At 73.7% G+C, this 26,774-nt stretch carries 22 protein-coding genes and 3 pseudogenes; 7 read left to right on the top strand and 18 right to left on the bottom strand.

Features of this window, described 5'->3' with window-relative positions; translation table 11 throughout:
* The 3 genes and pseudogenes from ABZZ74_RS40930 to ABZZ74_RS40920 all read right to left on the bottom strand — a co-directional run.
* Window positions 1-95, bottom strand: a pseudogene (locus tag ABZZ74_RS40930) (4Fe-4S ferredoxin); the annotation flags it as partial.
* On the bottom strand, window positions 68-1,672 hold the full coding sequence (locus tag ABZZ74_RS40925) for an AMP-binding protein (RefSeq protein ID WP_356949225.1): 1,605 nt from the start codon (window positions 1,670-1,672) through the stop codon (window positions 68-70). The gene ABZZ74_RS40925 and the pseudogene ABZZ74_RS40930, both read right to left, overlap by 28 nt.
* Window positions 1,669-3,342, bottom strand: a complete 1,674-nt coding sequence (locus tag ABZZ74_RS40920; protein WP_356949224.1) for an AMP-binding protein — start codon at window positions 3,340-3,342, stop codon at window positions 1,669-1,671. Before ABZZ74_RS40920 ends, ABZZ74_RS40925 begins: the two co-directional genes overlap by 4 nt.
* Before the next feature lie 180 nt (window positions 3,343-3,522).
* Here ABZZ74_RS40920 and ABZZ74_RS40915 point away from each other — a divergent pair, with 180 nt between their 5' ends.
* The 3 genes from ABZZ74_RS40915 (at window position 3,523) to ABZZ74_RS40905 (ending at window position 8,319) form a co-directional block, all read left to right on the top strand.
* Entirely contained in the window at window positions 3,523-4,359 is an 837-nt protein-coding gene (locus ABZZ74_RS40915) for a helix-turn-helix transcriptional regulator (RefSeq protein WP_356949223.1), read from the top strand.
* 162 nt (window positions 4,360-4,521) lie between these two features.
* Complete coding sequence (locus tag ABZZ74_RS40910; RefSeq protein WP_356949222.1) at window positions 4,522-7,323, top strand: AAA family ATPase; 2,802 nt, start codon at window positions 4,522-4,524, stop codon at window positions 7,321-7,323.
* Between the two features lie 204 nt (window positions 7,324-7,527).
* Window positions 7,528-8,319, top strand: coding sequence for a serine protease (locus tag ABZZ74_RS40905; RefSeq protein ID WP_208784515.1), 792 nt, complete (start codon window positions 7,528-7,530; stop codon window positions 8,317-8,319).
* A gap of 94 nt (window positions 8,320-8,413) precedes the next feature.
* On the opposite strand, the gene dmpI is transcribed toward ABZZ74_RS40905, so the two are convergent.
* Window positions 8,414-8,644 (bottom strand): 4-oxalocrotonate tautomerase DmpI, encoded by a 231-nt coding sequence (gene dmpI / locus ABZZ74_RS40900; protein WP_356949221.1) that lies wholly within the window; start codon window positions 8,642-8,644, stop codon window positions 8,414-8,416.
* Window positions 8,645-8,689: 45 nt separating this feature from the next.
* Window positions 8,690-9,556, bottom strand: coding sequence for a LysR family transcriptional regulator (locus ABZZ74_RS40895; protein WP_356949220.1), 867 nt, complete (start codon window positions 9,554-9,556; stop codon window positions 8,690-8,692).
* A gap of 65 nt (window positions 9,557-9,621) precedes the next feature.
* Here ABZZ74_RS40895 and ABZZ74_RS40890 point away from each other — a divergent pair, with 65 nt between their 5' ends.
* Complete coding sequence (locus ABZZ74_RS40890) at window positions 9,622-10,269, top strand: LysE family translocator (RefSeq protein ID WP_356949219.1); 648 nt, start codon at window positions 9,622-9,624, stop codon at window positions 10,267-10,269.
* 3 nt (window positions 10,270-10,272) lie between these two features.
* On the opposite strand, the gene ABZZ74_RS40885 is transcribed toward ABZZ74_RS40890, so the two are convergent.
* Entirely contained in the window at window positions 10,273-11,376 is a 1,104-nt protein-coding gene (locus ABZZ74_RS40885) for a winged helix DNA-binding domain-containing protein (protein ID WP_356949218.1), read from the bottom strand.
* 144 nt (window positions 11,377-11,520) lie between these two features.
* Between ABZZ74_RS40885 and ABZZ74_RS40880 the strand changes: the two genes are divergently transcribed.
* A complete protein-coding gene (locus ABZZ74_RS40880) occupies window positions 11,521-12,690 on the top strand; it encodes a magnesium and cobalt transport protein CorA (RefSeq protein ID WP_356949217.1) in 1,170 nt (389 codons plus the stop codon).
* A gap of 4 nt (window positions 12,691-12,694) precedes the next feature.
* Here ABZZ74_RS40880 and ABZZ74_RS40875 read toward each other — a convergent pair whose 3' ends face one another.
* Window positions 12,695-14,302, bottom strand: coding sequence for a metallophosphoesterase family protein (locus tag ABZZ74_RS40875; protein WP_356949216.1), 1,608 nt, complete (start codon window positions 14,300-14,302; stop codon window positions 12,695-12,697).
* A 242-nt stretch (window positions 14,303-14,544) separates the two neighbouring features.
* On the opposite strand from ABZZ74_RS40875, the gene ABZZ74_RS40870 reads away from it, so the two are divergent.
* Window positions 14,545-15,012 carry a MarR family winged helix-turn-helix transcriptional regulator gene (locus ABZZ74_RS40870; protein WP_356949215.1) on the top strand — a complete coding sequence of 156 codons (468 nt, stop codon included), beginning with the start codon at window positions 14,545-14,547 and terminating at the stop codon, window positions 15,010-15,012.
* Here the strand turns inward: ABZZ74_RS40870 and ABZZ74_RS40865 are convergent.
* Window positions 14,969-16,077: pseudogene (locus tag ABZZ74_RS40865) on the bottom strand (substrate-binding domain-containing protein). The gene ABZZ74_RS40870 and the pseudogene ABZZ74_RS40865 sit on opposite strands and share 44 nt — an antisense overlap.
* A 169-nt stretch (window positions 16,078-16,246) precedes the next feature.
* Between ABZZ74_RS40865 and ABZZ74_RS40860 the strand changes: the two are divergent.
* Window positions 16,247-16,555: a DUF3040 domain-containing protein gene (locus tag ABZZ74_RS40860; RefSeq protein WP_356949214.1), complete on the top strand. Its 309-nt coding sequence runs from the start codon at window positions 16,247-16,249 to the stop codon at window positions 16,553-16,555.
* A gap of 19 nt (window positions 16,556-16,574) precedes the next feature.
* On the opposite strand, the pseudogene ABZZ74_RS40855 reads toward ABZZ74_RS40860, so the two are convergent.
* The 10 genes and pseudogenes from ABZZ74_RS40855 to ABZZ74_RS40810 all read right to left on the bottom strand — a co-directional run bounded on the left by ABZZ74_RS40855 (window position 16,575) and on the right by ABZZ74_RS40810 (window position 26,647).
* A pseudogene (locus tag ABZZ74_RS40855) lies at window positions 16,575-17,267 on the bottom strand (glycosyltransferase family 2 protein).
* A gap of 28 nt (window positions 17,268-17,295) precedes the next feature.
* Window positions 17,296-18,303, bottom strand: coding sequence for a glycosyltransferase family 9 protein (locus ABZZ74_RS40850; protein WP_356949213.1), 1,008 nt, complete (start codon window positions 18,301-18,303; stop codon window positions 17,296-17,298).
* Window positions 18,300-19,664, bottom strand: coding sequence for a D-glycero-beta-D-manno-heptose 1-phosphate adenylyltransferase (rfaE2, locus tag ABZZ74_RS40845; protein ID WP_356949212.1), 1,365 nt, complete (start codon window positions 19,662-19,664; stop codon window positions 18,300-18,302). The genes ABZZ74_RS40850 and rfaE2 overlap by 4 nt, the downstream gene beginning before the upstream one ends.
* Window positions 19,661-20,242 carry an SIS domain-containing protein gene (locus ABZZ74_RS40840; protein WP_356949211.1) on the bottom strand — a complete coding sequence of 194 codons (582 nt, stop codon included), beginning with the start codon at window positions 20,240-20,242 and terminating at the stop codon, window positions 19,661-19,663. Before ABZZ74_RS40840 ends, rfaE2 begins: the two co-directional genes overlap by 4 nt.
* The gene (locus ABZZ74_RS40835; RefSeq protein WP_356949210.1) at window positions 20,242-21,459 is read right to left on the bottom strand and encodes a glycosyltransferase; all 1,218 of its coding nucleotides are present in this window, start codon (window positions 21,457-21,459) and stop codon (window positions 20,242-20,244) included. The genes ABZZ74_RS40840 and ABZZ74_RS40835 overlap by 1 nt, the downstream gene beginning before the upstream one ends.
* Window positions 21,456-22,388 (bottom strand): glycosyltransferase, encoded by a 933-nt coding sequence (locus ABZZ74_RS40830; protein WP_356949209.1) that lies wholly within the window; start codon window positions 22,386-22,388, stop codon window positions 21,456-21,458. Before ABZZ74_RS40830 ends, ABZZ74_RS40835 begins: the two co-directional genes overlap by 4 nt.
* Window positions 22,385-23,374 (bottom strand): glycosyltransferase family 9 protein, encoded by a 990-nt coding sequence (locus tag ABZZ74_RS40825; RefSeq protein WP_356949208.1) that lies wholly within the window; start codon window positions 23,372-23,374, stop codon window positions 22,385-22,387. The genes ABZZ74_RS40830 and ABZZ74_RS40825 overlap by 4 nt, the downstream gene beginning before the upstream one ends.
* Window positions 23,371-24,021 (bottom strand): HAD family hydrolase, encoded by a 651-nt coding sequence (locus tag ABZZ74_RS40820; protein WP_356949207.1) that lies wholly within the window; start codon window positions 24,019-24,021, stop codon window positions 23,371-23,373. The genes ABZZ74_RS40825 and ABZZ74_RS40820 overlap by 4 nt, the downstream gene beginning before the upstream one ends.
* A complete protein-coding gene (locus tag ABZZ74_RS40815; RefSeq protein WP_356949206.1) occupies window positions 24,018-25,016 on the bottom strand; it encodes a glycosyltransferase in 999 nt (332 codons plus the stop codon). Before ABZZ74_RS40815 ends, ABZZ74_RS40820 begins: the two co-directional genes overlap by 4 nt.
* The gene (locus ABZZ74_RS40810) at window positions 25,013-26,647 is read right to left on the bottom strand and encodes a carbamoyltransferase C-terminal domain-containing protein (RefSeq protein ID WP_356949205.1); all 1,635 of its coding nucleotides are present in this window, start codon (window positions 26,645-26,647) and stop codon (window positions 25,013-25,015) included. The genes ABZZ74_RS40815 and ABZZ74_RS40810 overlap by 4 nt, the downstream gene beginning before the upstream one ends.
* Window positions 26,648-26,774: the final 127 nt, after the last annotated feature.

Raw genomic sequence — 26,774 nt, 5'->3', positions numbered from 1 at the left:
TCGATGAAGGCCACGTGCCGCCAGGTGGAGGCGCCGAGCGCCTGGGTGTTGTCGTAGGACATGCCGGTCAGGGACAGGCCGTCCTCGGGGATGGCTCCCGCAGCTCCACCTTCCGCACCTTCCCCGACACCGTCATCGGGAAGGAGTCCAGGATCTGCAGCCTGCTGGGCACCTTGTAGTGCGCCAGCCGGCCCTCGCAGAAGGCGCGCACCTCCTCGAGCGTCGGCGGGTCGGCGGGGTCGCGGGGGATGACGCAGGCCAGGACCTCCTCGCCGTACGTCTCGTGCGGCACGCCGACGACCTGGACGTCCTGGATCTTCGGATGGCCGTAGAGGAACTCCTCGATCTCGCGCGGGTAGATGTTCTCGCCGCCCCGGATGACCATGTCCTTGATGCGGCCGACGATCTCGACGTAGCCGTCCTCGCGCATCGTCGCCAGGTCGCCGGTGTGCATCCAGCGGCCGGGGTCGACGGCCTCGGCGGTCTTCTCGGGCTCGTTCCAGTAGCCGAGCATCACGCTGTAGCCGCGGGTGCACAACTCGCCCGCGGTGCCCCGGGGCTGGGTCACGCCCGTCGCCGGGTCGACGATCTTCACCTCGATGTGCGGCAGGACACGGCCGACCGTGCCCGTGCGGTGTTCCAGGTCGTCGTCCATCCTGGTCTGCAGCGAGACCGGCGATGTCTCCGTCATGCCGTAGCAGATGGAGACCTGCTCCATGTGCATCTCGGCGACCACCCGCTTCATCACCTCCACCGGACAGGGCGAGCCCGCCATGATGCCGGTGCGCAGGGAGGTGAGGTCGTAGCCCGCGAAATCGGGGAGGTTCAGCTCCGCGATGAACATGGTCGGGACGCCGTAGAGGGAGGTGCAGCGCTCCTGCTGGACCGCCTCCAGGGTCGCCCTCGGGTCGAAGGACGGGGCGGGGATGACCATGCAGGCGCCGTGCGAGGTGGCGGCCAGGTTGCCCATCACCATGCCGAAGCAGTGGTAGAAGGGCACCGGGATGCAGATCCGGTCCTGTTCGGTGTAGGCGATCAACTCGCCCACGAAATAACCGTTGTTGAGGATGTTGTGGTGGGAGAGGGTGGCCCCCTTCGGGAAGCCGGTCGTGCCCGAGGTGTACTGGATGTTGATGGGGTCGTCGCAGGACAGTTCCGCGTACGCGGCCTCGCCGGTCGCCCGCCGCCGGAACGCGTCCCAGCTCGGGTCGCCGATGTAGACCGTCTCCCGCAACTGCGGGCATCTGCCCCGCACTTCCTCGACCATCGCCCGGTAGTCGCTGCTCTTGTGGCTGATCGAGGCGAACAACAGGGAGACACCTGACTGGTTGAGGACGAACTCCACCTCGTGCGTCCGGTAGGCGGGGTTGATGTTCACCATGATCGCGCCGAGGCGGGCGGTGGCGTACTGGACCAGCACCCACTCGGGGCAGTTGATCGCCCAGATGCCCACCCGGTCGCCCTTGACGACCCCGCTCGTCACCAGGGCCCGCGCCAACTCGTCCACGTCGGCAGCGAATTCGGCGTAGGTCCAGCGCCGTCCGGAGGGCACGTCGACGAGCGCCTCGCGGTCCGGCCAGCTCGCCACCGCCCGGTCCAGGTTGGCGCCGATGGTGTCGCCGAGCAGGGCGGTGGTTCCCGTCCCGTGCGTGTACGACAGGTGCGTGGTCACCGGAAGTCCTCCTCGCGGTACTCGGCGTCGGACCCGGCCGCCGTGGCCTCGCGCAGTTCGATGCGGCGGATCTTGCCGGAGACGGTCTTGGGCAGGGGCGCGAACTCCAGACGGCGGATGCGCTTGTAGGGGGCGAGGACCTCGCGGGAGTGCTCGAAGAGCACCTTCGCGGTGTCGGGGCCCGGCTGCCAGCCCTCGGCGAGCACGACATAGGCCTTGGGCACGGCCAGGCGCAGCTCGTCGGGGGCGGGCACGACGGCCGCCTCGGCCACCGCCTCGTGCTCCAGCAGCGCGCTCTCCAGCTCGAAGGGGCTGATCTTGTAGTCGGAGGCCTTGAAGACGTCGTCGCTGCGGCCGATGTAGGTGAGGTATCCGTCCTCGTCGCGCGAGGCGACGTCACCGGTCCGGTAGTAGCCGCCGGCCATCGCCTCGGCCGTGCGGTCCGGGTCGCCGTGGTAGCCGGTCATCAGGCCGACGGGCCGGGCGGACAGGTCCAGGGCGATCTCGCCCTCCGTGGCACCGGGCGCGCCGGTCACCGGGTCCAGCAGTTCGACCTTGTAGCCCGGGCTCGGCCGGCCCATCGAGCCGGTCTTCAGCCGCTGGCCGGGGCTGTTGGCGACCTGCACGGCCGTCTCGGTCTGCCCGAAGCCGTCCCGGACGGTGACGCCCCAGGAGCGCCGGACCTGCTCGATGACCTCGGGGTTCAGCGGCTCCCCCGCGGCCACGACCTCGCGCGGCCGGGTGCGCAGCTGGGTGAGGTCGGCCTGGATGAGCATGCGCCACACGGTCGGCGGGGCGCAGAAGGTGGTGACGCCCGCGCGGTCCATCTCGGCCATCAGCCGGGCCGGGTCGAAGCGCGTGTAGTTGTGGATGAAGACGGTCGCCTCCGCGTCCCACGGGGCGAACAGGTTGGACCAGGCGTGCTTGGCCCAGCCGGGCGAGGAGATGTTGAGATGCACGTCCCCGGGCCTGAGGCCGATCCAGTACATGGTGGCCAGGTGCCCGATCGGGTACGAGGTGTGGGTGTGCTCGACCAGCTTGGGGCGGGCGGTGGTGCCCGAGGTGAAGTACAGCATCAGCGGGTCGTCGGCGAGGGTGGGCCCGTCGGGCAGGAACTCGGCGGGGGCGGCGTACGCGTCCTCGTACGGCTCCCAGCCCTCCTCGGGCAGTCCGCCGACGGAGATACGGGTGTAGGCGCCGGGCACGTCGTCGAACTTGGCGGTGTCCTCCGCCCGTACGATCACGTGCTTGACCCGGCCCCGGTCCACCCGGTCGCGCAGGTCGGCGGGGCCGAGCAGCGGGGTGGCCGGGATGACCACGGCCCGCAGCTTCATAGCGGCGAGGGCCGTCTCCCACAGCTCGACCTGGTTGCCGAGCATGACGAGGACGCGGTCCTCGGCGGCGACTCCGCGGTCGCGCAGCCAGTTGGCCACCCGGTCCGAGCGGTCGGACATCTCCGCGAAGGAGAGCCGGACCTCGGTGCCGTCCTCCTCGACGATGTGCAGGGCGGGCCGGTCGTTGCCGTCGGCGATGACGTCGAACCAGTCGAGCGCCCAGTTGAAGCGCTCGGGCCGGGGCCAGCCGAACCCCTCGTATGCCTTCGCATAGTCCTCACGGTGCGCGAGCAGGAAGTCCCGCGCGCTCCGGAACTCCTCCGTGGCCGTCGTCATCGTGTTCCTCGCTTTCTCTGGTCGTTCCCCTTCGGGGCGCTCTCTGCCGATGTCGAGGCCCCTACGGCTCACTCCCTCCGACCGGGCCATTGCCGGGCGGCTCTCTGCCATCGTGTAATCCGTGATGCAGGTCTCACTACCCCCGTACGGGGGTGTGCGCCGCACAGAAAGGGCGAGCGGGTGACGGCGGACGCGGGCGGGGCGGTCGAGATACGGAACGCGCTGGTGCGGCTGCGGCGCACGACCGGGCTCCCGGTCGCCTTCGGCGGGCTGGTGGAGCCCGGGCGCCGGCACGTGCGCATCAGCGAACTCAGCGGCGCCGCCACGAGCGCGCTGAGCGGCCTGCCGGTGAGTTCCGGCAACGGCCTCGGTGGCCGGGCGGTCGCCCTCGCCCGCCCCTGCGCCGTGACGGACTACTCCTCGTCGCGGCAGATCAGCCATGAGTACGACGTCCCCGTCGCCGCCGAGGGCCTGCGCTCGGTGCTGGCGGTCCCGGTGGTGGTGCGGCGCCGGGTGCGCGGTGTGCTGTACGGCGCCCTGCGCACGGCCCAGCCGCTCGGCGACCGCACGCTGGACGCGGCGATGGGGGCGGCCCGGGACGTGGAGCAGACGCTGGTCGTGCGGGAGGAGGTGCGCGAGCTCGTCGCGGCGGCCGCCGGGGCGCCGCCCGCCGCCGACCCGCCCCCGAGTGCGGCCTGGGAGCAGGTCCGGGAGGCGCACGCGGCGCTGCGCGCCCTGGCCCCGCGGATCGCGGACCCGGTGCTGCGGGAGGAGCTGCTGGACGCGTGCGCGCTGCTGACGCCGGAGACGTCCCGGCCGGAGGTCCGGCTCGCCCCCCGTGAGCTGGACGTCCTCGCCTGTCTCGCGGCCGGGGTGACGAACGCCGTCGCGTCCGAGCGGCTGGGACTGCGGCCGGAGACGGTGAAGAGCTATCTGCGCTCGGCGATGCGCAAGCTGGGGGCACACACCCGGGGGGAGGCGGTCGCGGCGGCCCGCCGGGCGGGGCTGCTGCCGTAGCCCGCGGCAACCGTCTCGACAAGCGGCTATTCATTACGCGATGCTTTGAATTTCCGTATGCTGCACCCTTGTTATGTCCCTCACCACCAGGTCCGTCCGAATTTCAAAGAGACGTTGCCTAGAATTTGGTCCGGACACGACACCCGGAGGGGAGCGGTAACCGTGCGACGGGACTTCAAGGAGCCTGCCAGAAGCCGCCCCGACCTGGTCATCGGCAGGGAGGAGCCGTTCGGCGCGGCGCGCGAGCAGCTGGCCCGCGGCGGCAGTGTGCTGCTTCACGGCCCCGCCGGAATAGGAAAGTCGACCGTCCTGCGGGCATTGGCATCCGAATATGGGACAGCTGCCACGACCGTGTTGCGCTGCTCGGCGACCGAGTCCGAATCCCATCTCCCCTTCCTGGCCCTCGCGGACCTGCTCGGCCTGGTCCTCGACAAGGTCTCCGACGCGCTGCCGCCCGCCCAGCGCACGGCGCTGGAGTCGGCGCTCACCGGCCGTGGCGAGTCCACCCTCCAGCGCGACGGCCTCGCCCTGCGCCTGGCCGTGCTCTCCGCCCTGCGCACCCTGGCCGCCGAGGGACCCGTCCTGATCGTCGCCGACGACCTGCAGTGGCTGGACTCCGCCAGCGCCGAACTCCTCGGCTTCGCCGCCCGCCGCCTCGGCGACACCCCGGTGCGGATGCTGTGCGCGGTGCGCACCGAGGGCCAGGAGTACGACCGCTTCCTGCGCGCCTCGCCGCCGGACACCCTCGCCGTGCGGCTCGGCGCCCTCTCCCGCACCCAGGTCTCCGCCCTGCTCGACCACCGCGGCTACACCGGCCTGCCCCGCTCCACGGTCCGCGACATCCACCGCACCAGCGGTGGCAACCCGCTCTTCGCGCTCGAACTGGGCCGCGCCCTGGCGGAGAACCCGACCCCGCCCCGGCCGGGCGAGCCGCTGCCGGTGCCCACCTCGCTGCGCGCGCTGGTCCTCAGCCGTCTGGAGATGCTCTCCGACGAGGCCCGCCGCACCCTCCTGGTGGCCAGCGCCGGCGCCCGCCCCACCCTGGCCCTGCTGCACGCGGCCGGCCGGGAGAACGCCGAGGCCGAGACCGCCCAGGCGGCCGAACTGGGGCTGCTGGCGACAGAACCCGAAGGTCCCGCCGTACGGTTCGCGCACCCGCTGATCTCCGCCGCGCTGTACGCGGAGGCGCCCGCCCAGGAGCGGCGGGCCGCGCACGCCGCGCTGTCGACGGCGGCCTCGGACCCGATCGAACGGGCCCGGCATCTCGCCCTCGCGACCACCGGCGCCGACCCCGAGGCGGCGGCCCGGCTCGCCGAGGCCGCCGCACTGGCCCGGGACCGCGGCGCCCCCTCCGCGGCCGCCTCACTGGGCCTGCTGGCCGCCCGGCACACCCCGGCCGACGGCGATCCCGGCCCGGACGAGCGCAGGCTGCAGGCCGCCGAGGACGCGATCATCGCCGGCGAGGTGGATCTCGCCCGGGACATCGCGCGGGACGTGCTGACCCGGGCCACCGCGCCCGCCGACCGGGTACGGGCCTGGATGGTGGTGATCGAGTCGGCCGGGCAGGCACTGGGCGACGTCGACACCGTCTACCCGCAGGCGCTCGCCGACGCCGGCTCCGACCCCGGGCTCCTCGCCCTGGTCCACTACCAGCTGGCCTGGCGGGGGCTGGTCGTGGAGGGCGACTTCGCCACCGGCCGGGAGGAGGCGGCGCACGCGGCGCAGCTGGCCGCGCGGGCCGGGGACCGGCGCACCGAACTGCTCGCGCTCGCCTTCCAGGGCGAGACCGAGACCCTGATGGGCCATCCGGACGCGCCCGACACCATCAAGCGCGCCATGAAGGAACCCCAGGACCCACAGGTCGCCTGCCACCACAACGGCGCGGGCTCGGCCCGCTTCCGCTGGCTGGTCATGAGCGACCAGGTGCCCGAGGCCCGCTCCACCGTCACCGCGCTGCTGCGCCGGGCACGGCAGCGCGGCATGGTCGAGAGCGAAGTGCATTTCGTCCGTATGCTCGCCGAGACCGAGCTGCGCTCCGGGCACTGCGGACGCGCCCTGGACCTGGCCCGGGAGAGCATGCGGCTGGCCCGCGACTCCGGCATCGGCGAGATCCCCTCCGCGGTGCTCAACTCCCTCGCCGAGGCCTCCGGCGGCGACGCCGAGCGGGCGCTGGCCCTGGCCCGCGAGGCGCTGGAGCAGGCCGATCAGGCCGGTGACCAGATGTACGTCTCCCGGGCCCTGACCGCGCTCGGGCACGCCCAGCTGGTCGACCAGGACGCCGAGGGCGCGGTGCGTTCGCTGCGCCGGGTGCGGGAGCTGGAGCACGGGCTCGGCATCACCGACCCGGCCCGCGGCCGCTGGCACGGCGACCTCGCCGAGGCCCTGGTGCGCATCGGCGAGGTCGACGAGGCGCGCGAACTGGTCGCCGGGGCGCGCGAGCACGCGCTGCGGCTCGGCCGGGAGAGCGTCCTGGCGGTCCTGGACCGGGCCGAGGCCCTGGTGCGGGCCGCGCGCGGTGAACACGAGGCCGCGGTCGCCCAGCTGACCCAGGCTCAGGACCGGCTCGCCAAGCTGGGATACGGACTGGAGGAGGCACGGGCCGCCTTCGCGCTGGCCTCCCTGCGCACCCGCCGCGCGGGACCCACGTCGTACGACGAGGCGGCCCGGCTCTTCCGCCGGTGCCGGGCGCTGCCGTGGCTGCGGCAGGTGGAGGCCGCGGCCGCGGCGAACCCGGTGGAACCGAATCCGCCCGTCGCCGCGTCAGAGGGCCTGGAGGGCCTCGCCTCGATGGAGCGTCAGGTCGCCGCGCTCGTCATGGAAGGCGCGACCAACCGCGAGATCGCCGCGCGTCTGTTCATCAGCGTCAAGACGGTCGAGGCGACCCTCACCCGGGTCTACCGCAAGCTCGGCATCCGCTCTCGGGTGGATATCGTCCGACTGGCGGCGGGGCGCCGTACGAAGTGAGGTTTGTCCCGGTTTACTAGGGGTCGACCGAGGGTTTTCCCTGCCCAACTCCCCTAGGGGGTTCCCTCATTGGGGTGAGGGTGCGCCCGGTTCTAGCGTAAGGGCATGCCGCTCGCCCGGGCATACGGGGGTCGGTCCCGCGACCCCCGTGCACCAACCCCCACACCCGCGCGATCCCCCACCGGCAACCCCCACAGGAGACTCATGTTCGGGCTCACCCGTGCCAGAAAGACCGCCGCGGTCCTCGCGGCGGGCGCCGCGGCGGTCACCACCGCAGCTCTCGGCGCGCCTTCGGCGGCAGCCGCGCCCCAGCCGATCGTCGGGGGCACGACGACCACCACCACGGCCTACCCGTTCGTCATGCAGATCACGGACGCCTCGCAGAACCAGTTCTGCGGCGGCACCCTCGTCTCGGCCACCAAGGTCGTGACGGCCGCCCACTGCATGGTGGGCGAGACCACGAGCAGCGTCCGCGTGGTCGGCGGCCGCACCTACCTCAACGGCACCAACGGCACCGTCAGCAAGGTCAGCAAGATCTGGATCAACCCGTCCTACACCGACGCCACCAACGGCGACGACGTGGCCGTACTGACCCTGTCGACGTCGATGCCGTACACCACGGCGAAGTACGTCTCCTCCTCGGACACGGGCGTGTACGCGGCCGGCACCACCGCGCGCATCCTGGGCTGGGGTACCACCTCGGAGAACGGCAGCTCCTCCAACCAGCTGCGGACCGCGACCGTCCCGATCGTGTCCGACTCGAGCTGCCGGAGCTCCTACGGTTCGGACTACGTCCAGTCCGACATGGTTTGCGCCGGATACACCTCCGGCGGCACAGACACCTGCCAGGGCGACAGCGGCGGTCCCCTGCTCATCGGGGGCGTCCTGGCAGGGATCACTTCTTGGGGCGAGGGCTGCGCGGAAGCGGGGTACCCGGGTGTGTACACCCGGCTGACCACCTTCTCCAGCCTGGTGACCGCGCAGGTCAACTCATAGCCCCGAGAGCTTCCTGAGCACCCCTCAGGAGTAAGACCAGGGGGCGTTGCGAGCTACCACGAGCAGCTCGCAGCGCCCCCTATCCACGTGTGCGCTACTTGTCGGCGGTGAGCTTCCCGGCCGCGCCCCAGCTGTCCGCGGGGACCTCGTGGATCCACACCTGCACGGTCTCGGCCGGGATCCGGTAGGCGTCCACGAAGGCGTCGGTGACGCGCTTGACGAGGTCCCGCTTGAGCTCGGTGTCGCGCGGGCCCTGCTGGATGGTGACGATCGGCATGGCAGAACTCCCTTGTCCCTGTGTCGTTCTCGGGTGGGTCCAGTTCATCGCCTCCGGCCTGCGCGACCAAGGAGCAGACCGCGACCGCAACGATCAGTTCTCGTGATCGCCGCAGGCCAGGAGCAGGGTGTCCAGGTGCGGGGGGCCGGCGGCGGCCCGTACGGCGAGTCCCGTCGACAGGGCGAGGCCGGGCGGGCGGAACGGTACGAAGGCCACGCGCGGGCTGTGCAGCACGCGCGCGTGGGAGGCGTACACGACCGTCCACAACGGGCGGGTGCCGATGGTGGCGAGGGTGTCCTGGAGGGAGCCGCTCGCCGGCCCGGGCACCGGTGTGAAGCCGGCCTCGTGGCAGGCGCCGACGACCAGGTCGACCAGGGCGGGGTTGTTGCGCCGCTCGGTCAGGCTCAGGGGCAGCTCCGCCAGTTCCTCGACGCCGATCTCCTCGCGCCCGGCGAGCGGATGCGCGGCGGGGAGGGCGGCGACCAGGGGGTCGGGCCACAGCGGCAGCACGTGGACGCCCTGCCGGGGCTCGGCGGCCCGTACGAACGCGGCGTCCAGCCGGCCGCGCGCGACCCGCTCCAGGCGTTCGGCGGCCGGGAGCGAGAAGAGCTCGACGGGGACGTCCGGCGCCCGGCGGGCGAAGGCGGCGAGCACGCGATCGAGGTGCGCGCCCAGGCCGGTGCTGGTGCCGATCCGCAGGCCGGGCGGCGGGGCGACGGCGGCGCGGGCCCTCTCGGCGGCGGCCAGCACCGTGCGCGCCTCGGGCAGCAGCCGCTCCCCCGCCGGGGTGAGCCGCACGCGGCGCGGGGTCCGGTCGAACAGCTCGGCGCCCAGTTCCCGCTCCAGGCGCTGTATCTGCATGCTCACCGCCGACTGCACGATGTGCAGCCGCTCGGCCGCCCGCCCGAAGTGCAGCTCCTCGGCGACGGTGACGAAGTAGGTGAGCTGCCGCAGTTCCATGGATCCGACTCTAGAGCGGAGGCCGTGGGGCTTGTTTCAATGTGCGGCGGATGGGAGTGATCTGCATGGTGTCCACGGACCGTTTCCTCGCCTTCGCGGCGATGTCCCTGCTGGTGATCGTGATCCCGGGGCCCAGCGTGCTGTTCGTCATCGGGCGGGCGCTCGCCCACGGCCGCCGTACCGCCGTGGCCACCGCCATCGGCAATGTCTTCGGCTCCTACCTGCTGGTGGCGGCGGTGGCGGTCGGGATCGGCTCGCTGGTGGAGCGGTCGGTGACGATCTATCTGACGGTCAAGCTGGCGGGTGCCGCCTACCTGGTGTTCCTGGGCGTCCAGGCGTTCCGGCACCGGGGGGAGCTCAAGGCCGCGGCGATCCGGACGCGGCCCGCCGGACCCGCGCGGGGCGACCTGCGCACGGTGCTGGACGGCGCGCTGGTCGGGGTGACCAACCCGAAGGGCGTGGTCTTCTTCGCCGCCGTGCTGCCCCAGTTCGTGGACCACACCGCGGGCCGGGTTCCGCTCCAGATGCTGCTGCTCGGCCTGATCCCCATCTCCATCGGGCTGATCACGGACACCTTGTGGGGGCTGACCGCCTCGGCGGCCCGCACCTGGTTCGCGCGCTCCGACCGCCGTCTGTCACTGATCGGCGGCGCGGGCGGCTTCGCGATGATCGGCCTGGGTGTGACGGTGGCCGTGACCGGGCGGGCCGACTGAGACTCACGCGATCACGGTCCCGAACCGGATGTCGTGCGGCGTGGCCGGGGCCAGGACGCCGAGTATGCGCTCCCCCTCCGCCGTGAGCTCCGCCCGCTGCGCCCTGGTGAGGCTGCCGAAGGGTTCGATGACGAGGGCGTCCCGCTCCAGCTTCCACACGCCGGCCAGGAAGCCGTCGACGAGGAACGTGCAGTGCACCAGGTTCCCCACCCAGCTGCGGCCCCAGTACTCGGGCGGCACCACCCGGGTGCGGTCGGCGTGGGAGAGGAGCAGGTTGTCGAACTCGGGGAGGAAGCGGGGCGGGGCAGGGGTGTCCTCGTCGGGGCGCGGGGCGTCGGGGAGGTCGAAGAGTTCGACGCCGTTGGCGTCGCGGAAGGTGAGCAGCCGCGGGCGCAGCCGCTCGAAGGGCTCGCGCAGGCGGGTCAGGCCGGCCCAGGTCTGCATGTCCTTCACCGAGGCGGGACCGAAGGCGGCGAGGTAGCGCAGGACGACGTCCTCCGGCGCGGGTGCGGGTTCGGCGGCGCGGCCGAGCCAGTGCTCGGCGGTGGTGAGGGCGACCTGGCCGCTCTGTCCCCACAGTCCGCGCGGGGTGACCTGGACCAGCGGCAGCCGGCACCGGGCGGCGATGCCGAGGGCCTGCGGGTCGGCGTCCGGCCACTCGGCGTGCAGGGCCTCGCGCAGCTGCTTCATGGTGCGCGGTCCCTCCTCGACGAGCTCCCGGGCCAGGACCGCGAGGCGGTCGAGGTCGACGCCCCGCAGCCCCTTGCGGAAGGTGGTCAGCTCGCGGTCGCGGGCGGGCTGGACCAGGGGGCGCAGGGTGAGACAGTCGTCGGCGGTGTGGGTGTGGATGGTCGAACGCAGGGTGACGATGCGGACGACCTCGCGCTCCGCCATCAGCCGCGACAGCTCCTCGGGCACGAAGCCTTCCAGGCGGGCGGCGAGGGCGAGGTAGGGCGGCTTGACGTTCTGCGCCTGGAGGCCGACGAGATGCTCGACGGCGGCCCGCGCGGACAGCGGTGAGCGGCGCAGCAGGAGCTGCCGGTCGAGGGTCGCGCGGTTCAGGGCGCGGGTGCCGAGCACGGGAGCGGCGGCTGTCGTCTTCGTCATGTACGGCACGCTAACGGCGCTCGCGGACACCTTCTGTCCGCAACTCTCACCGAATCCCGGTCGCACGGGTCACCCCGGCGTCGTTTGCCCCGTATATCCTGCTCCGGATCACGCAGCCGCAGGTTCGACCCCGGAGGCAGCCGCATGTCCGAGCGACGCGCCCGTCCGGCCGCCAGGAACACCAGGAACTCCATGAGGTCCGTGTGGCGGCGCGCGCTGACGCCTCCGCAGCCGCCCGCGGCCGACACCACCGCCCCGCCGCCCGAGGAGGGGCCCGCCGAGCAGGCCGAGGTGGCCAGCGTCGTCCAGGCCGCCCTGTACCGCGACGGGGTGCGCATCTCCTCCCCCGCCACGCTCGCCGAGACCTTTCGCGAGCTGCGTGAGGAGCCGTCCGGGATGGCCTGGATCGGCCTCGCCCGCCCCACGGACGCCGAGCTGCTCTCCCTGGCCGCCGAGTTCGACCTCCACCCGCTGTCGGTGGAGGACGCGATGGAGGCCCATCAGCGGCCCAAGCTGGAGCGCTACGGCGACACGCTGTTCGTCGTGCTGCGCGCCGCCCGCTATCTGGACGCCCCGGAGGAGGTCGACTTCGGCGAGCTGCACGTCTTCGTCGGCCCCGACTTCGTCATCACCGTCCGGCACGGCGCCGCCCCCGACCTCTCGGCGGTCCGGCGTCGCATGGAGGAGACACCGGAGCTGCTGAAGCTGGGCCCGGAGGCGGTCCTGTACGCCATTCTCGACGCGGTGGTCGACGGGTACGCGCCGGTCGTCGCCGGCGTGCAGAACGACATCGACGAGATCGAGACGGAGGTCTTCCGCGGCGACCCGGAGGTCTCCCGCCGTATCTACGAACTCTCCCGGGAGATGGTCGAGTTCCAGCGCGCCACCCGCCCGCTGGTCGGCATGCTGCACGGGCTGATCGCCGGCTTCTCCAAGTACGAGACCGACGAGGAGCTCCAGCGCTACCTCCGTGACGTCGCCGACCACGTCACCCACACGAGCGAGCGGGTGGACAGCTTCCGCCAGGCCCTCACCGAGATCCTCACGGTGAACGCGACCCTGGTCACCCAGCAGCAGAACGCGGAAATGCGGGCGCTGGCGGAAGCGGGCTTCGAGCAGAACGAGGAGATCAAGAAGATCTCGTCATGGGCGGCCATTCTGTTCGCCCCGACGCTGGTCGGGACGATCTACGGGATGAACTTCACGCACATGCCGGAGCTGCGCTGGCTGCTCGGCTATCCCTTCGCGATCGGGCTGATGGGCGTGGTCTGCGTCAGCCTGTACGTGATCTTCAAGCACCGCGACTGGCTCTAGCGGGTCACTTGGGGCCGTCGGAGCGGCGGCGGTGGAGGGTGAAGGTCTCGAAGACCGACAGCTCCCCGTGCGGCTTGTTGACGTTGTAGTACGTCACGTGCATGCGCGTGGTGTCACCGGGGTGCCGGCCGGGGTCCACGGTGAACGCGGCGAAGCCGTAGGGGTGGTCGAGGTCGCGGACGCCGGTCCAGACGGCCTGCTCCTTGGTGTACGTGGCGGTGCGCTTGCCGTTGGGGCCGGGGCTCGCGGACACCGCGGTGATGACCTTGGCGGTGCCGTCCTTGAAGAAGTTCTGGTTGGTGGTGCCGGAGACGCCTCCGCCGCCCAGGATCATGTGCACGGTGCCCAGGCCCGCGTCGATGTCGTCGGTGGCCTGGGAGACCGGGTTGGGGGTGAGCGTCTCGCTGCCGGAGACGACTCCGCGCACGGCCAGGGAGCGCTCGTAGTTGTGCTCGTGGCCGCACAGCACGAGGTCCACGCCGTACTTGTCGAACAGCGGGCCGTACTTCTGCCGGAGGCCGAGGTCGGCGCCGTTGGCGTCGGAGGAGCTGATCATGACCTGGTGCATGGCGACGACGACCCAGTCGATGTCCCGGGAGGACCGGGCCGCCTTCAACTCCTTCTCCAGGAAGGCGAGCTGGCGGCCGCCGGAGTAGCCGCTGATGTAGACGTCGCCGCCGTCCTGCAGGCAGTTGTCGTCGTTCTGCAGCACGATGACCCGCACCGAGCCGGCCGTGAAGGCGTACCACAGGCCCGCGAGTTCGGGGTCGGTCTCGGTGGACGGCAGGTCGAAGTAGGTCTGGTAGGCGCCGAGTCCGATCGGGCCGTTGGCCTTCTCGATCTCGTGGTTGCCGGCCGCCGGCATCCAGGGGCGGAAGCGCGCCGAACGGGTGTTGTTGGTGAAGAAGTTGTTCCAGGTCCGCACCCGGTCGACGTCCAGGTTGGCGTAGCACAGGTCGCCGTTGAGGAGGTGGAAGAGCGGGGCGACCTGCTCGACGCCGGTGACGATGTCCTTGGTGGCGGGAGTGGAGTTGGCGTCCAGCGCCACCGTGCCGCCCGCGGCCCAGGTGACCTGCGGCGCGGACTGGTCGCCGAAACTGGTGAAGGTGAGGGGGCGGCGTCCGCCGGGGGCGGTGCGGAAGGTGCCGCTGTCGGGCGTGGTGCCCTCGTGGGTGGCGAGGTAGAGGTAGTCGGTGTCCGGGCGCAGCTCGGTCAGCGAGGCGTGGTGGACGTAGACGGTGCGGCTGGAGGTGCCGTCGACGTAGGTGACCGTGCGGGCCTTGGCCCTGGAGCCGAAGCCGTGCTCCAGCGTGCCGTAGTGGACCACGGGTCTGGTGACCGGTCTGTCGGTGATCCACGACACCGTCATCTGGGTGCGCGGGTCCGCTCCGAACGTCAGGTGCAGCCCCTGGACCGGAGGCGCCCCGGCGGAGTCGGCGGTGAGGTGGAGGGCCGGGGCGGCGAGCGGCGCGGCCTGCGCCGTACCGGCCCCCAGCAACGGGGCGGCGGCCGCTCCGGCCCCCGCCGTGCCGAGCAGGCCCAGCGCGTGACGCCGGCTGACCCCCTCGGAAGACTGCGCCGACCCGTCCGGCGTGTTGGCCTCTGTGGTCATGGTCCCCTCCCTGGCGAGCGGTTGAGCTGACAACGACCGCACCCTGGCGCGCTCCGGCGGCACTTGAGTGAACGCCGTGTGGCCAGTGGGTCGTCGTGCGCCGCGTGTCGCGCCGCGGGGCGCGTTTCTTGCCGCCGTCTTTGCCGGTGCCCGCCCCGCCGTTGACCCGCACGCCCCCGCGGTCTCTGCGAAAGCCGCCCGGTACGCCGGCGCGCGTCCCTCGCGGACCCCTGACTCGAGGAGTGCGATGGCGGTGGGCGGCCCCAGGACTGCTCCAGCTGCTGACCAGGGCCGAGCGGCTGTCCGCTCGCCGGACGCAGCGCGTGCGGGAGGAGTTCGGCTGCTCGGTGGAGGGGTGGCGGGTGCTGGCGCTGCTGTCCGACGGGCAGGGGCACAACATGACGGTCATCGCCGACTGCGCCTTCCTGCCGCCGCCGGGCCTGACCAAGCTGATGGACCAGCTCGTCGACCGCAACCTCGTCCACCGGCGCACCGACCCGGTCGACCGGCGCCGGATCCTGGCCCGGCTGACCGAGCGCGGGCAGCGGTTCTGGCAGGAGGTCGGCGAACGGGTCCGGGCGGAGTGGGCGACGCTGCCGGTTCAGGAGGACGCCGAGCAGTTGCACACGCTGCTGGCCCGGCTGTCCCAGGCGCTGGCGGACGGGGTCACGCCCGGTCGTGCGGCGCCGGGAGCCGGGCGAGGACGGTGAAGTCCAGCCCCTCGGCCTGTGCGAGGTAGACGCGCTGGCGCACGTGCCGGCCGTCGAGTCCGACCAGGCCGCGCGGGCCCTCGTAGGAGACGTTCCGGGCGGCCGCCCCGATCGCTGTGACGTCGAGGGCGCAGGCCCGTTCGACGAGGGCGGCCAGCAGCAGAACGCCCTCGTAGCAGGACTCGCCGAGGCTGCCGGGCACGGGTGCGTCGGGGCCGTGGCGGGCGGCGTGGGCGCCGTGGAAGTCCATGCTGTTGCGGTCGGCGAGCGAGGTGAAGAAGCCGGCCGTGCTGAACAGGTCGGCGGTGGCGTCGGGGCCGCTGCCCAGCAGCATGTTCTCGTCCATGAGGGTGCTGAGCCTCAGGCACCGCTGGTCCAGTCCGGCCGCGGCGAAGGCCCGGTTGAAGCGGACCGCGTCGCTGCCCACCAGCAGCATCAGCACGGCGTCGGCGTCCGCGCGCTCGATCCGCCGCAGTACGGCGGTGAAGTCGTCGGTGCCGAGCGGGAGATACGCCTCGCCGCAGACCCGGCCCCGGCACGCGCGCGCATACCGGTGGGCCGTGCGGCGCGGCCACACGTAGTCGTTGCCGACGACGAACCACCGGCGCACGCGACGGGCGTCCGCCAACAGGCGCATGGCGGGGAGCAGTTGCGAGGCCGGGGTCTCGCTGGTGAGGTAGACGCCCTCGGTGCGTTCCCCGCCCTCGTACAGGGCGGTGTAGACGTAGGGCACCCGGTGCGCGATCCGCGGCGCGAGGGCCTGCCGTACTGACGAGATGTGCCAGCCGGTGACGCCCTGCACCAGGCCGGCCGCCACCAGCGGATCCACCTGCTCGGCGACCTGCCCCGGCGGCGCGCCCCCGTCCACCTCCAGCAGCCGCAGCTCCCGGCCCAGCACCCGCCCGCCCTGTTGATCTCCTCCGCGGCGAGCCGCGCACAGGCCTCGCAGGCCGGCCCGAAGATCCCGGCGGGCCCCTGCAGCGGATACACGAGCGCGACGTTCAGCGAGGAGTCGTCGGCCGTGAACCAGTCGGGGACGCGTGGGCGGGGCGGCGGCCGATGCATGGGCCCGATGACAGGTCGGTGTGTGCGGGCCGTGGTGCCGGCGTGAGCAGGACTGTCGACGGCCGATACGGAGGCCTGTTCAGGGTGTTGGAGGGGCGCGGCGGTTAGATCTCGGAAGGCTGGGGGCACTCGACGTGCAGCCCCCGCCGCCGCCGAGGAGGGACGACCCATGTCCACCAGCCGACTCCCCGAACACGAACAGCGCGCCCTCGACGAGATGGAGCGCGCGCTCAGCCGCGACCGCCGTCTGGAGCGGCGGCTGCGCACCTTCCGTCCGAGCCGCCGCCCCGACCTCGCACGGCTCGCCGCCTACCGCCCGCGGCTGTTGACGGTCGCCTTCCTCCTGCTGGTCTCGATCGGTCTGATGGTCGCCGGGATCGTCACCTCCGAGCCTGCTGTGATCTGGGCCTTCGCCGGTGTCTGGCCGGCGGCCCTGTTCGCGTCGTTCCGGCTGCTGTGCCGGCTGACGGGAGGCTGAGCGGCGGGGGCGGGGCGGCTCAGCCGGTGGAGCGGCGCGCGGTCGAGCGGCGCTGGGCGTGTTCCAGGGCCCGCAGCCGTGACTCGACCGCCGCCGGTACCACCCGGCGTTCCCGCAGCAACCCACGGCAGCGCGGCGGCCGCCTCGGCGAAGGCGTGCAGGGACGCGGTGTTCCGCGGAACCGTACGGGCCAGGTGCAGGGTGCGGCACAGCGCGGATCCGACGGGCCGGCACAGTCGGCTGAACCGCAGCGTGTTGCGGATGCCGTGCCGCCGCCGCAGTGTGGGGTCCCGTATCAGCGACAGCTGGTGATGAACCGTCAGTTTGTCCGCGTACGTCAGCCACCAGCCGTCCGTCGCGAGGTCCACGGCCAGCAACTCCTCCTCCCCGCCGAGCCACAGCCGCGGATGGAAGCCGCCCGCCGCCCGGAAGGCGTCGGCGCGCAGGACGGTCGCGGCGGCCAGGAAGGATCCGAGCGCGGGGCCGGGCAGCCAACCAGGGCCTGGGACGCGTGCGTCCCCGCTCAGCGCGCCGGGCTCCCACCAGGAGTCGTCGTCGCTGAAGGCCACGTACGGGGTGTCGAGGGCGCGGACTGCGTGGTTGCGGGCGAGCGCTCCCCGGTTGCGCGGACGGGGGGTCGCTCGGGCAGGGCGAGGAGGTGGTGCAGGGTGCGGGCGAGGGAGGTGCAGCGGTCGCGGGTGGCGATGACGATGCCGACCGGGAGTCGGTCGTGGGTGGGGTCACTCGTGGGCCTGTTCCAACTGCCCGGCGGGCGCGGCCGGTTGCGTGGCGGGCAGGGCGTGCAGGACGTCGTCGGGGTGGACGCGCAGCAGCGACGGGTCCGGGCGCGGGCCGTGCGGGTCGCCGTCCGGGCCGGGATGCCACAGCGCGCGGTGGCACGGATCCGGGGGCGGACCCCAGCGGCTCGGCGGTACTGGGCCGAACAGGGTGACGGAGGGGGTGGCGAGGGCGACGGCGAGATGCGCGATGCCGGTGTCGCCGCTGACCACCGCACGGGCGTCGGCGACCAGCGCACACAGGCGGCCGAAGGGAAGGCCGCCGGGGAAGAGACCGGTGCCGGGAAGGCCTGCCCGGTCGGCGAGTTCGGCGACCAGGTCCTCCTCGCCGGCTCCCCCGGTGACGGCGACCCGCACGCCCTGCCGGCGCAGGGTGCGCGCGACCGTGGCGTAGCGCTCCACGGGCCAGCAGCGGGACGGGGCTCCCGCACCGGGGTGGAGGACGACGGCGCCGGGGGCCGGGGAGGCTTCCGGCGGTCGGGGCAGCCGGAGATCGGTGGGGTCGGCGTCGATGCCGTAGGACTGGAGCAGCCTGCACCAGCGGGCCCGTTCGTGTTCCTCCGCGGACCAGACCGGCCCGGGGATCTCGGGCGTCCCTGGGTGGGCGAAGGCCAGCAGCCTGAGGGGGCGCAACTGTTGCAGGAGACGGTGGCTGGGCGGACCGTTGCCGTGCAGGTCGACGGCGATCTCCGGGGACGGGCCGGTCCAGTCCAGGGCGCGGGGTACGGCGCGGCCGGGGGCAGAGGCGGGCAGCAGCCGGTCGACGGCGCCCGTCGCGGCCGCGACCGGCGCCAGCTCGGCGGGCGCGGCCAGCACCAGTTCGTGCGCCGGGAACGCCCGGCGCAGCGCGCGCAGCGCGGGGACACCGGCGAGCAGATCCCCGAGGCCCAGGGCACGCAGGACGAGGAGGCGGGGCGGCGCGGTCATGAGGTGCCTGGCAGGCGTCGTCATACGGCACCTGCCGCGCGGGTCATCAGCCGGGTCGAGGAGCGGCCGTCCAGGTACGGCAGGAGGACCGCCTGACCGCCCCACTCCTGAAGCAGCGCGGCCTCGGGGAGGTCGGCGCCGCTGTAGTCGCCGCCCTTGACCCAGATGTCGGGCCGCAGTTCGGCGAGCAGACGTTCGGGGGTGTCCTCGTCGAAGACGGCGACGGCGTCCACGCAGCCCAGGGCGAGCAGGACCCGTACCCGGTCGTCCAGCGGGGTGACCGGCCGTCCGGCACCCTTGCGGCGCCGCACGGACGCGTCCGAGTTCACGCACACGAGGAGGCAGTCGCCGAGCCGCCGGGCCGCCTCCAGGAGGCCCACGTGCCCGGCGTGCAGCAGATCGAAGCAGCCACCGGCGGCCACGACGGTGCCGTGCGCGGCGCGGACACGGGCGAGGACGGCCCGTACGTCGTCCCCTGGTTCCGCGGCCTCGGTGGAATCGTCCGAAAGCCCCATGAGTGCTCCCGCCCCGCCCTCGCCGACGAACGCCGTCGCCGCCGTGACGGCGCCCTCGACGGCCTCGCCGACCAGCGCGCCGTCGGCGAGCAGCCCGGCCGCGGTGGCGGCGAACCGGTCGCCCGCCCCGCACGGGTCCGCGCCGTGGACCTCGGGTGCGGGACACAGCAGCGGCTGATCGCCGTACGACAGCAGGGCGCCCCGGGCGCCGAGCGTGACCGCGACGGCACCGGCCCGCCAGTGAGCCACCAGCGCGGCCGCGGCGCGCGCGGCGGTACGCAACTCCCGTACGGCGGCGGGGCCCTGGCCCGCGAAGCGGTGGGCCTCCTGCTCCGCCGGCGTGACCAGGCGCGTCCCCGGCACCGGCGGTCCGCCGCGCGGGTGCGGGTCCCAGACGAGAGGCGGGTGGTCGGAGAGGACGTCGCGGAGGGCGTCGGCGGTGCCGCGGCCGTAGTCGGAGACCAGGACGGCCTGCGCGGAGCGGATCGCCGCGCGGGCGGCGTCCGTCGCCTCGCCGGTGGTGCCGCTGCCGCGGTCCAGGCGGGTCACGGGACGGCCCTGCGCCAGCACCCGGGTCTTCTCCGAGAGCGGGCCGGTCAGCGGGAGCGGGATCAGCTTCAACCAGGGTTCGAGAAGTCGCGTCAGCTCGCGGCTCGCGGGGTCGTCGCCGACGCCCGCCACCAGCGTCACCTCCCGGCCGTCCCGCGCCGCGAGGTAGGCGGCGAGAGCCGCGCCGCCCGGGCGGAGGCGTTCCGCGCAGTCGGCGACCACGGGGACGGGCGCGTCGGGCGCGAGCCGGTCGGCGTGGCCGTCGAGATCGCGGTCGAGCAGGGCGTCGCCGACGACGAGCAGCGGGGCTCGGCCCGTCATGCCGCCCTCCTCTCCACTTCCACGTCGAAGGCCGCGCAGACCATGTGCACGGCCACCAGGTGCAGTTCCTGCACGGTGGCGGCCGAGGTCGCCTCGACGCACAGCGCCTCGTCGCTGCCCGCGGTCAGCGGGTTGGGGGCCGGGCCGGTCAGCGCCCACACGCGCAGGCCGCTCGCGCGGGCCGCGTCGGCGGCGGACAGCAGGTTGGCGCTGGCGCCGCTGGTGGACAGCAGCATCAGGACGTCGCCGGGGCGGCCGTGCGCGCGGACCTGGCGGGCGAACACCTCGTCGACGCCGTAGTCGTTGGCGATGGCGGTGGTGGAGGAGGTGTCGGCGTGCAGGGCGATCGCGGAGAAGGGCGGCCGGTCGTCGCGGTAGCGTCCGACGAGCTCGGCGGTCAGATGCTGGGCCTGGGCCGCGCTGCCGCCGTTGCCCGCGGCCAGCAGCCGTCCGCCGGCCGAGAGCACGTCGGCCAGCCGGCTCCCCCACCGTTCGGTGATGTGCGCGGAGGCGCGGAACTGGCCCAGCGCGTCCAGGAGTTCGTCGCAGTGCCCGACGGCGGGCGGGTGGACCGTCATCACGCCACCTCCTCGGACACCCGATGTCCGGTCAGAACCTGCTGGTAGACCTGTTCGACACCGTCGGCGACGCGCTGCCAGGTGTAACGGGCTAGGGCGCGCTCCCGGCCGGCCGCGCCCATGCGGCGGCGCAGCGGCTCGTCGGCGAGGAGTTCGCGCACGGCCGCGGCGATCGCCCACGGATCGCCGGCCGGCACCCGGCGTCCGGTGTGCCCGTCCGCGACGGTGTCGCGGTGGCCGCCGACGTCGGTGGCGACGACGGGCACACCGCAGGCCATCGCCTCCAGCGGCACGATGCCGAACGGCTCGTAGACGGGGGTGCACAGGACGAGATCGCAGCCGCGCATCAGCCCCGGCATGTGGTCCGGGTCGACGGCACCGAGCAGCCGTACCCGGTCCCCGAGTCCCGCGCGCTCGGCGAGCCGGCGCAGTCGTGCCGCCTCGGGGTCGGCGTCCAGCTGCCCGGGTTCGGGGCCGCCGGCGATGAGAAGTTCGGTGTCGGGGACGCGGGTCAGGGCGCGGATCGCCTTGTCGTAGCCCTTGCGCGGGACGAGCCGACCGCAGGCGAGCAGGCGGTGGCGCTCCCGGCGTTCGGGGACGCCGGCGCTGTGCGCGCCGGGGTGGAAACGTTCGGCGTCCACCCCGCACGGCACCACCGACACCCGCCCCGGCGGCACGCCCATCTCGGCGAGTTCGTGGACCTCATCGCCGCAGGTGGCCAGGACGCGGGCGCAGCTGCGCCCGATCTGCCGCTCGATGCCGACGCGGTCGTGCGGGCTGGTGTCCCGGCGGCCCTGGTGGCGGCGCTTGACGGTGCCGAGCGCGTGGAAGGTCTGCACGACCGGGACGCCTTGTTCGTGTGCGCCGATCTGCGCGGCCATGCCGGACATCCAGAAGTGCGCGTGGACGACGTCGGGCCGCTCCCGTTCCCAGGCGCGCGCGAGGACGGTGCCGAAGCCGGGCATGTAGGGGAGCAGTTCGTCCTTGGGCACGGGCTTCGCCGGTCCGGCCGAGACGTGTTCGACGACGCCGCCGCCCTGCAGCGGCACCCGGTCGGGCAGCCGGGCGGAGTCCCGGCGGGTGTACACGGTCACGTCGTGGCCGCGACGCGCCAGTTCCTCGGTGAGGCGGGCGACGTACACGTTCTGCCCGCCGGCGTCCGGTCCCCCGAGAGCGGCGAGCGGGCTCGCGTGCTCGGACACCATGGCGATCCTCATCGGGTGACCTCCTTCAGCAGCCGCTCCCAGTCGTCCAGGAAACGGGACAGCCCGTAGCGGGCGAGAGCCGCCGCGCGGGCCCCCTCGCCGATCAGCCGCGCGTGCACCGGATCGGCGACGAAGTCCCGTACGGCGTCGGTCAGTACGTCGATCCGGTTGGAGATCACTCCGGCGCCCGGCGGCACGGCCTCGGTGACCTCGGTGGTGGCGAGGGCGACCACGGGCATGCCCAGGTGCATCGCCTCCAGCAGGGACAGCCCGAGGGAGGTCCAGCGGATCGGGTGGACGTAGACGCGCCGCCTGGCCATCGCCGCGTGCAGATCACGCTGGGCGAGGTCGAAGGTGCGCGTGTTCGGCACCCGGAGCCGGTCGGTGGCCATGCCGAAGACGTCCAGCGGGGCGGCCTCGGCGAAGACGGGCAGCAGGTCGGTGCCGGTGGTACGGCCGCGCCGTACGGGCTCGTTGACGACGACGGCGGCCCGGTCCAGTTCGCCGGTCCACCGCTGGCCCGGGTCGACGACGCCGTGTTCGATCACGGCGGTCGGGGCGCGTCCGCAGTCCCACATCAGGCGGTTGAAGTGCGTGACGTGGACGAGGGTGATGTCCGGCTGGTCGGCGACGGGGTGCCGGGTGTCCGGGACGTCGCCGTGCGGGGCGTTGTGCTCGACGTACACCAGCGGCGGACGGCGGCCCAGGCAGGCGTCGACGAGGGCGAGTTCGTGCGGGCGCTGCAGCACGACGACGTCGATCTCCTCGTCGCGCAGCCGCTCCAGCGGTACCTCGATCACCGAGTCCGGCCAGTCCCAGGTCTGCGCGCGGCCCCGTCCGTCGGGGCCCCGGTCGGGCGTGACGGGGACGACGTAGGTGTGCGGGCCCTGCACGAAGGCGGTGGTCCACGACCCGTGCACATGCCAGAGCAGGATCCTCATGTCTCCCCCAGGAGTTTCTCCACGGCGGCGGCCACGTCGTGGGCGGTGACGGTGTCCAGGCAGGGATGGCCTGGGACGGGGCACTGCCGGGCCCGGGTGCCGGCGCAGGGCGCCTGCTGGTCGCCGAGCAGCACGTACGGGACGCCGTACGGCCGCCAGCGCTCGGCCGGGACGACCGGTGCGAACAGGGAGACGACCGGGGTGCCGACGGCGGCGGCGAGATGGGCGGGGCCGGTGTTGCCGGTGACGACGGCGTCGGCGCGGGCCAGGACGCCGGCGAGTTCGGGGGCGCCGGTCCGGCCGGCGAGGTCGAGGGCGTACTCCCCGGCGACGTACGCGGTCAGCTCGCGTTCGCCGCTGCCGCCGGTGGCGATCACCCGGTGCCCGGCCTCGGCCAGTTCGCGCACCGCCTCGGCGGCCCGCTCGGGGCTCCAGGTCCGGGCGGGGACGGCGGCTCCCGGGTGCATGACGACGTACGGGCCCGGACCGGTCAGCGCGGTCGTGGCGGGCGGCTCCAGCACGCGCAGCCGGCCGTCGTCGGGGCAGGGGAAGCCGGCCGCCTCGGCGAGGTCGAGCATGGCCTCGGCCTCGTGGGCGTGCGGGGCGCGCCGGTGGCGTACGTCGAGCAGCGAGCAGGGGTAGTCCTCGCTGTCCGCGGCGATGTGGCCGACGCCGGCCAGGCGCAGCAACAGGGCGGCGGGGAGCGGGGACTGGTGGAAGGAGGTCAGGATCAGCGCCGTGTCGGCGTCGACGGTGTGGATGAGCTGGTCGACCTCGCCGCGCCCCACCGGCGGGGGGTCGAAGCCGACCCAGGGCGCGTCCCAGACCAGCACCTCGTCCACGCCGGGCAGCAGGGGGGCGGCGGGCGCGCCGCGCGGTCCGCACAGCAGGGTGACGTGGTCGGCGCCGGCGGCGACGGCCCGGATCGCGGGTCCGGCGAGCAGCACGTCCCCGAAGCTGTCGAGACGCACGACGAGGGCCTTCATCGGCGCCACCGGCGGGTGTCGTGGGCGGAGTCGGCGCCCGGGCTTCGGTGGCGGCCGGAGTCGGTGGTCCCGTCGGTGTCGTAGGCCGCCTCGATGGGGCGCTCGTCGACCAGGACCCGGCCCCGTGGGGGTCCCGTCAGCAGCGCGCGCACCGCTGTCAGCAGGTCCGGTGCCACGTGGTCGGCGTGGGCCGTCTCCTCGGGGCGGGTCCGCTGGTTGGGGACGAGGATGCCGTGGGCGCCGGCCCGGCGGGCGGCCTCGACGTCCGCGCCGATGTCGCCGATCACCACGCAGCGCTCGGGCGCCGCGCACAGGCGTCCGGCGGCCCACAGGACCAGGCCGGGTTCGGGTTTGCGGCAGCGGCAGCCGTCGTGGGGGCCGTGCGGGCAGACGCCGAACACGTCGAAGGGGCCGAGGAGTTCGTCGACACGCTGGTTGACGTGGCGGACCTCGGTGTCGGTGAGCAGGCCGCGAGCGATGCCGGACTGGTTGGTGACGACACCGGTGCGCACACCGTGGGCGCGCAGCAGGGCGACGGCCTCACGGGCCCCGTCGACCGGGCGGACCTTGTCGGGGTCGCCGTTGTAGGGGACGTCGTGGACGAGGGTGCCGTCGCGGTCGAACAGCACCGCCTTGACCCGGGTCACGAGGCGACCTCCTGCCAGGCGGGGGCGTCGCGGTACCGCCACAGCCCGGACAGCCAGTGCCAGGTGGCGGCGGGCGGGATCAGCACACTCGTGGCGAGCATGGTGGTCACCTCGTCCCGGGTGCGCGGCCCGGGCGCGATCCGGGCCCAGGCGAACTCGCCGGTGCCGAGCGCCCATCCGGCGCCGACGGCCGCGGCGGCCCGGGGCCGTCCGGCGGCGGCGAGGGCGAGCGCGGCGGCGCCGGACGCGGTGATCGCGAGGTGGGAGCGGAGCCGGCCGCGCGGGGCGACCGCCTTCTCCCGCCAGTCGGGTCCGTGCAGCCGCCGCATCAGCGCGTCGTCGGCGTTGCCGCGCTGGGCGCGCAGCGACACCCAGCGGGAGGCGGGGCGCACGGGGTGGCGGGTGGTGCGGCGGCCCTGGTGGATGCGCCAGCCCGCGTCGAGGACGCGCAGGGCGAGGTCGGCGTCCTCGCGGAAGGCGCGCCGGAAGCGTTCGTCGAAGCCGCCGACCTGCTTGAGGACGTCGGTGCGGTAGGCCATGTCGGCGGTGATCCAGCGGGCGCGGGCCAGCCCCGCCGTGCCGCGTTCCCAGTCGGTCGGCCGCCGCTCGCCGGGCAGCGGTACGGCGATGACGCCCTGGACGCCCGCCGTGTCCGGGGGCGCGTCGGCGAGGTCCTGGGCGAGCTGCTCGCACCAGTGCGGGCCGACCTGGACGTCGTCGTCGAGGAAGGCGATCCACGGTGAGGCGACCGCGCGCAGTCCGGTGTTGCGGGCGGCGGCGGGCCCCCGGCCCCGGCTGCGCAGCACGGTCGTACGGCCGCGCAGGTCGCCCAGGACGGCGAGCGGGTGTTCCAGGGGTTCGGAGGTGGCGTCGGGGCGGTCGTCGACCAGGACGATCTCGGCGGGGCGCGGGCCGGTGGCGGCGGCGAGGGCCGCGAGGCAGTCGGCGAGGGTGTCCCGCACGAGGGTGGGGATCACGACGGCATACTCGGTCATCCGAAGGCCCTCCCGCGGCGGATCGCGAACGGCCCGAGCGCCAGCAGGTCCACGGGCGCCGAGCCGAAGCACTCCAGCGCGTCGCGCGGGTCGTCGACCATGGGCCGGCCGGCGGTGTTGAGGCTGGTGTTGACGACGACGGGCAGCCCGGTGCGCCGTTCGAAGGCGGCCAGCATCCGCGCGACGAGGGGGTCGTCGCGCTCGTCGACGGTCTGGATGCGCGCGGTGCCGTCGACGTGCACGACGGCCGGGATCCGCTCGCGCCACTCGGCCGCGACCTCGTGGACGAAGAGCATGTACGGGCTCGGCAGCGGCCCGGCGAACAGCTCGTGGGCGCGGTCGGCGGCGACCATGGGGGCGACCGGGCGGAACTCCTCGCGGCCCTTGACGTGGTTGAGGCGCTCGAGGTTCTCGGCGCGGCCCGGGTGGGCCAGCAGGGAGCGGTGTCCGAGGGCGCGCGGCCCGTACTCGCTGCGGCCCTGGAACCAGGCGACGACGCCGTCCCGGGCGAGTTCCCCGGCGACCGCCTCGGCGATGTCATCGGGTCGCTCGTGGGGTACGGCGGCCTGCTCCAGCCAGGCGCACAGTTCCTCGTCGCTCCAGCCGCGGCCGAGGGCGGGGCCGGGCATGGGCTGCGGGGCGCCCTCGTTCGCCGCGAGGTGCAGGGCGCCGCCGAGGGCGGTCCCGGCGTCGCCGGCGGCGGGCTGCACCCAGACGTTCCGGTACGGGCCGCGCGCGGCGATCTTGGAGTTGGCGACGCAGTTCAGGGCGACCCCGCCCGCCATGGTGAGCGTCTCGCCGCCGGCCTCGCCGTGCAGCCAGTGCACGAGTTCCAGCAGGACCTCCTCCAGCACCGCCTGCGCGCTGGCGGCGAGGTCGGCGTGGTCGCGGGTCCAGGGCTCGTCCTTGGCGCGGGGCGGGGCGAGCGAGCCCCAGTCGACGCCGTGGGCGCGGAAGCCGCCGTGGCCGGTGGGGTGGACAGACTGCCTGAGCTGGGGCAGGAAGCGTGGGGTGCCGTAGGAGGCGAGGGCCATCACCTTGTACTCGTCGCTGCTGCGCAGGAAGCCGAGGTGTGCGGTGAGTTCCTCGTAGACCAGGCCGAGGGAGTCGGGCAGGACCTGGGTGGCGAGGGTGTCGAGCTTGCCGTCGCGGTAGCGGCCGGCCAGGTGGGAGGCGCACTCGCCGCGGCCGTCGAGGACCAGCACGTCGTTGTCCGGGTGCGGGGAGGCGGGCCCGGCGGAGGCGGCGTGCGCGACGTGGTGAGGGACGAAGACGACCCGGTCGGGATCGAGTCCGGGCAGGGCCTCGGCGAGGAAACCGGGGGCGCGGCGGGCGTACTCCAGCCGGAGCGGGTCCCAGGGGTCGTCGAGGCCCATCTGAGCGGCGGGGCGCGCCAGTTTCGGGTCGAAGGAGTAGGCGACGGCGTCGAGGTCCTCGGGCCCGAGGCCCGCCTGCTCCAGGCACCAGCGGGCGGACTGCTCGGGCAGTTCCCACGCGGAGAAGGGCAGTGGCCGCTTGCCGTGCTTGCGGCGGCTGAATCGCTCCTCCTCGGCGGCGGCGACCGTGCGGCCGTCGACGACGAGGGCTGCTGCCGGGTCGTGGAACAAAGCGTTGATGCCGAGGATGCGCATGGGGAGTGCTCCGTCACGGGGGCCGGGTGGCGTCAGAGGGAGCGGGTGCCGTAGGACAGTTGACTCAAACACTTGGAGCCAACTTGTCCTGCAAAAGGCGGATTTTTCACTATTAGTACGAGGGCGG

Source organism: Streptomyces sp. NPDC006476 (assembly GCF_040612015.1).
GTDB lineage: Bacteria > Actinomycetota > Actinomycetes > Streptomycetales > Streptomycetaceae > Streptomyces > Streptomyces griseorubiginosus_B.
This window is presented reverse-complemented; position numbering and strand designations above follow the sequence as displayed.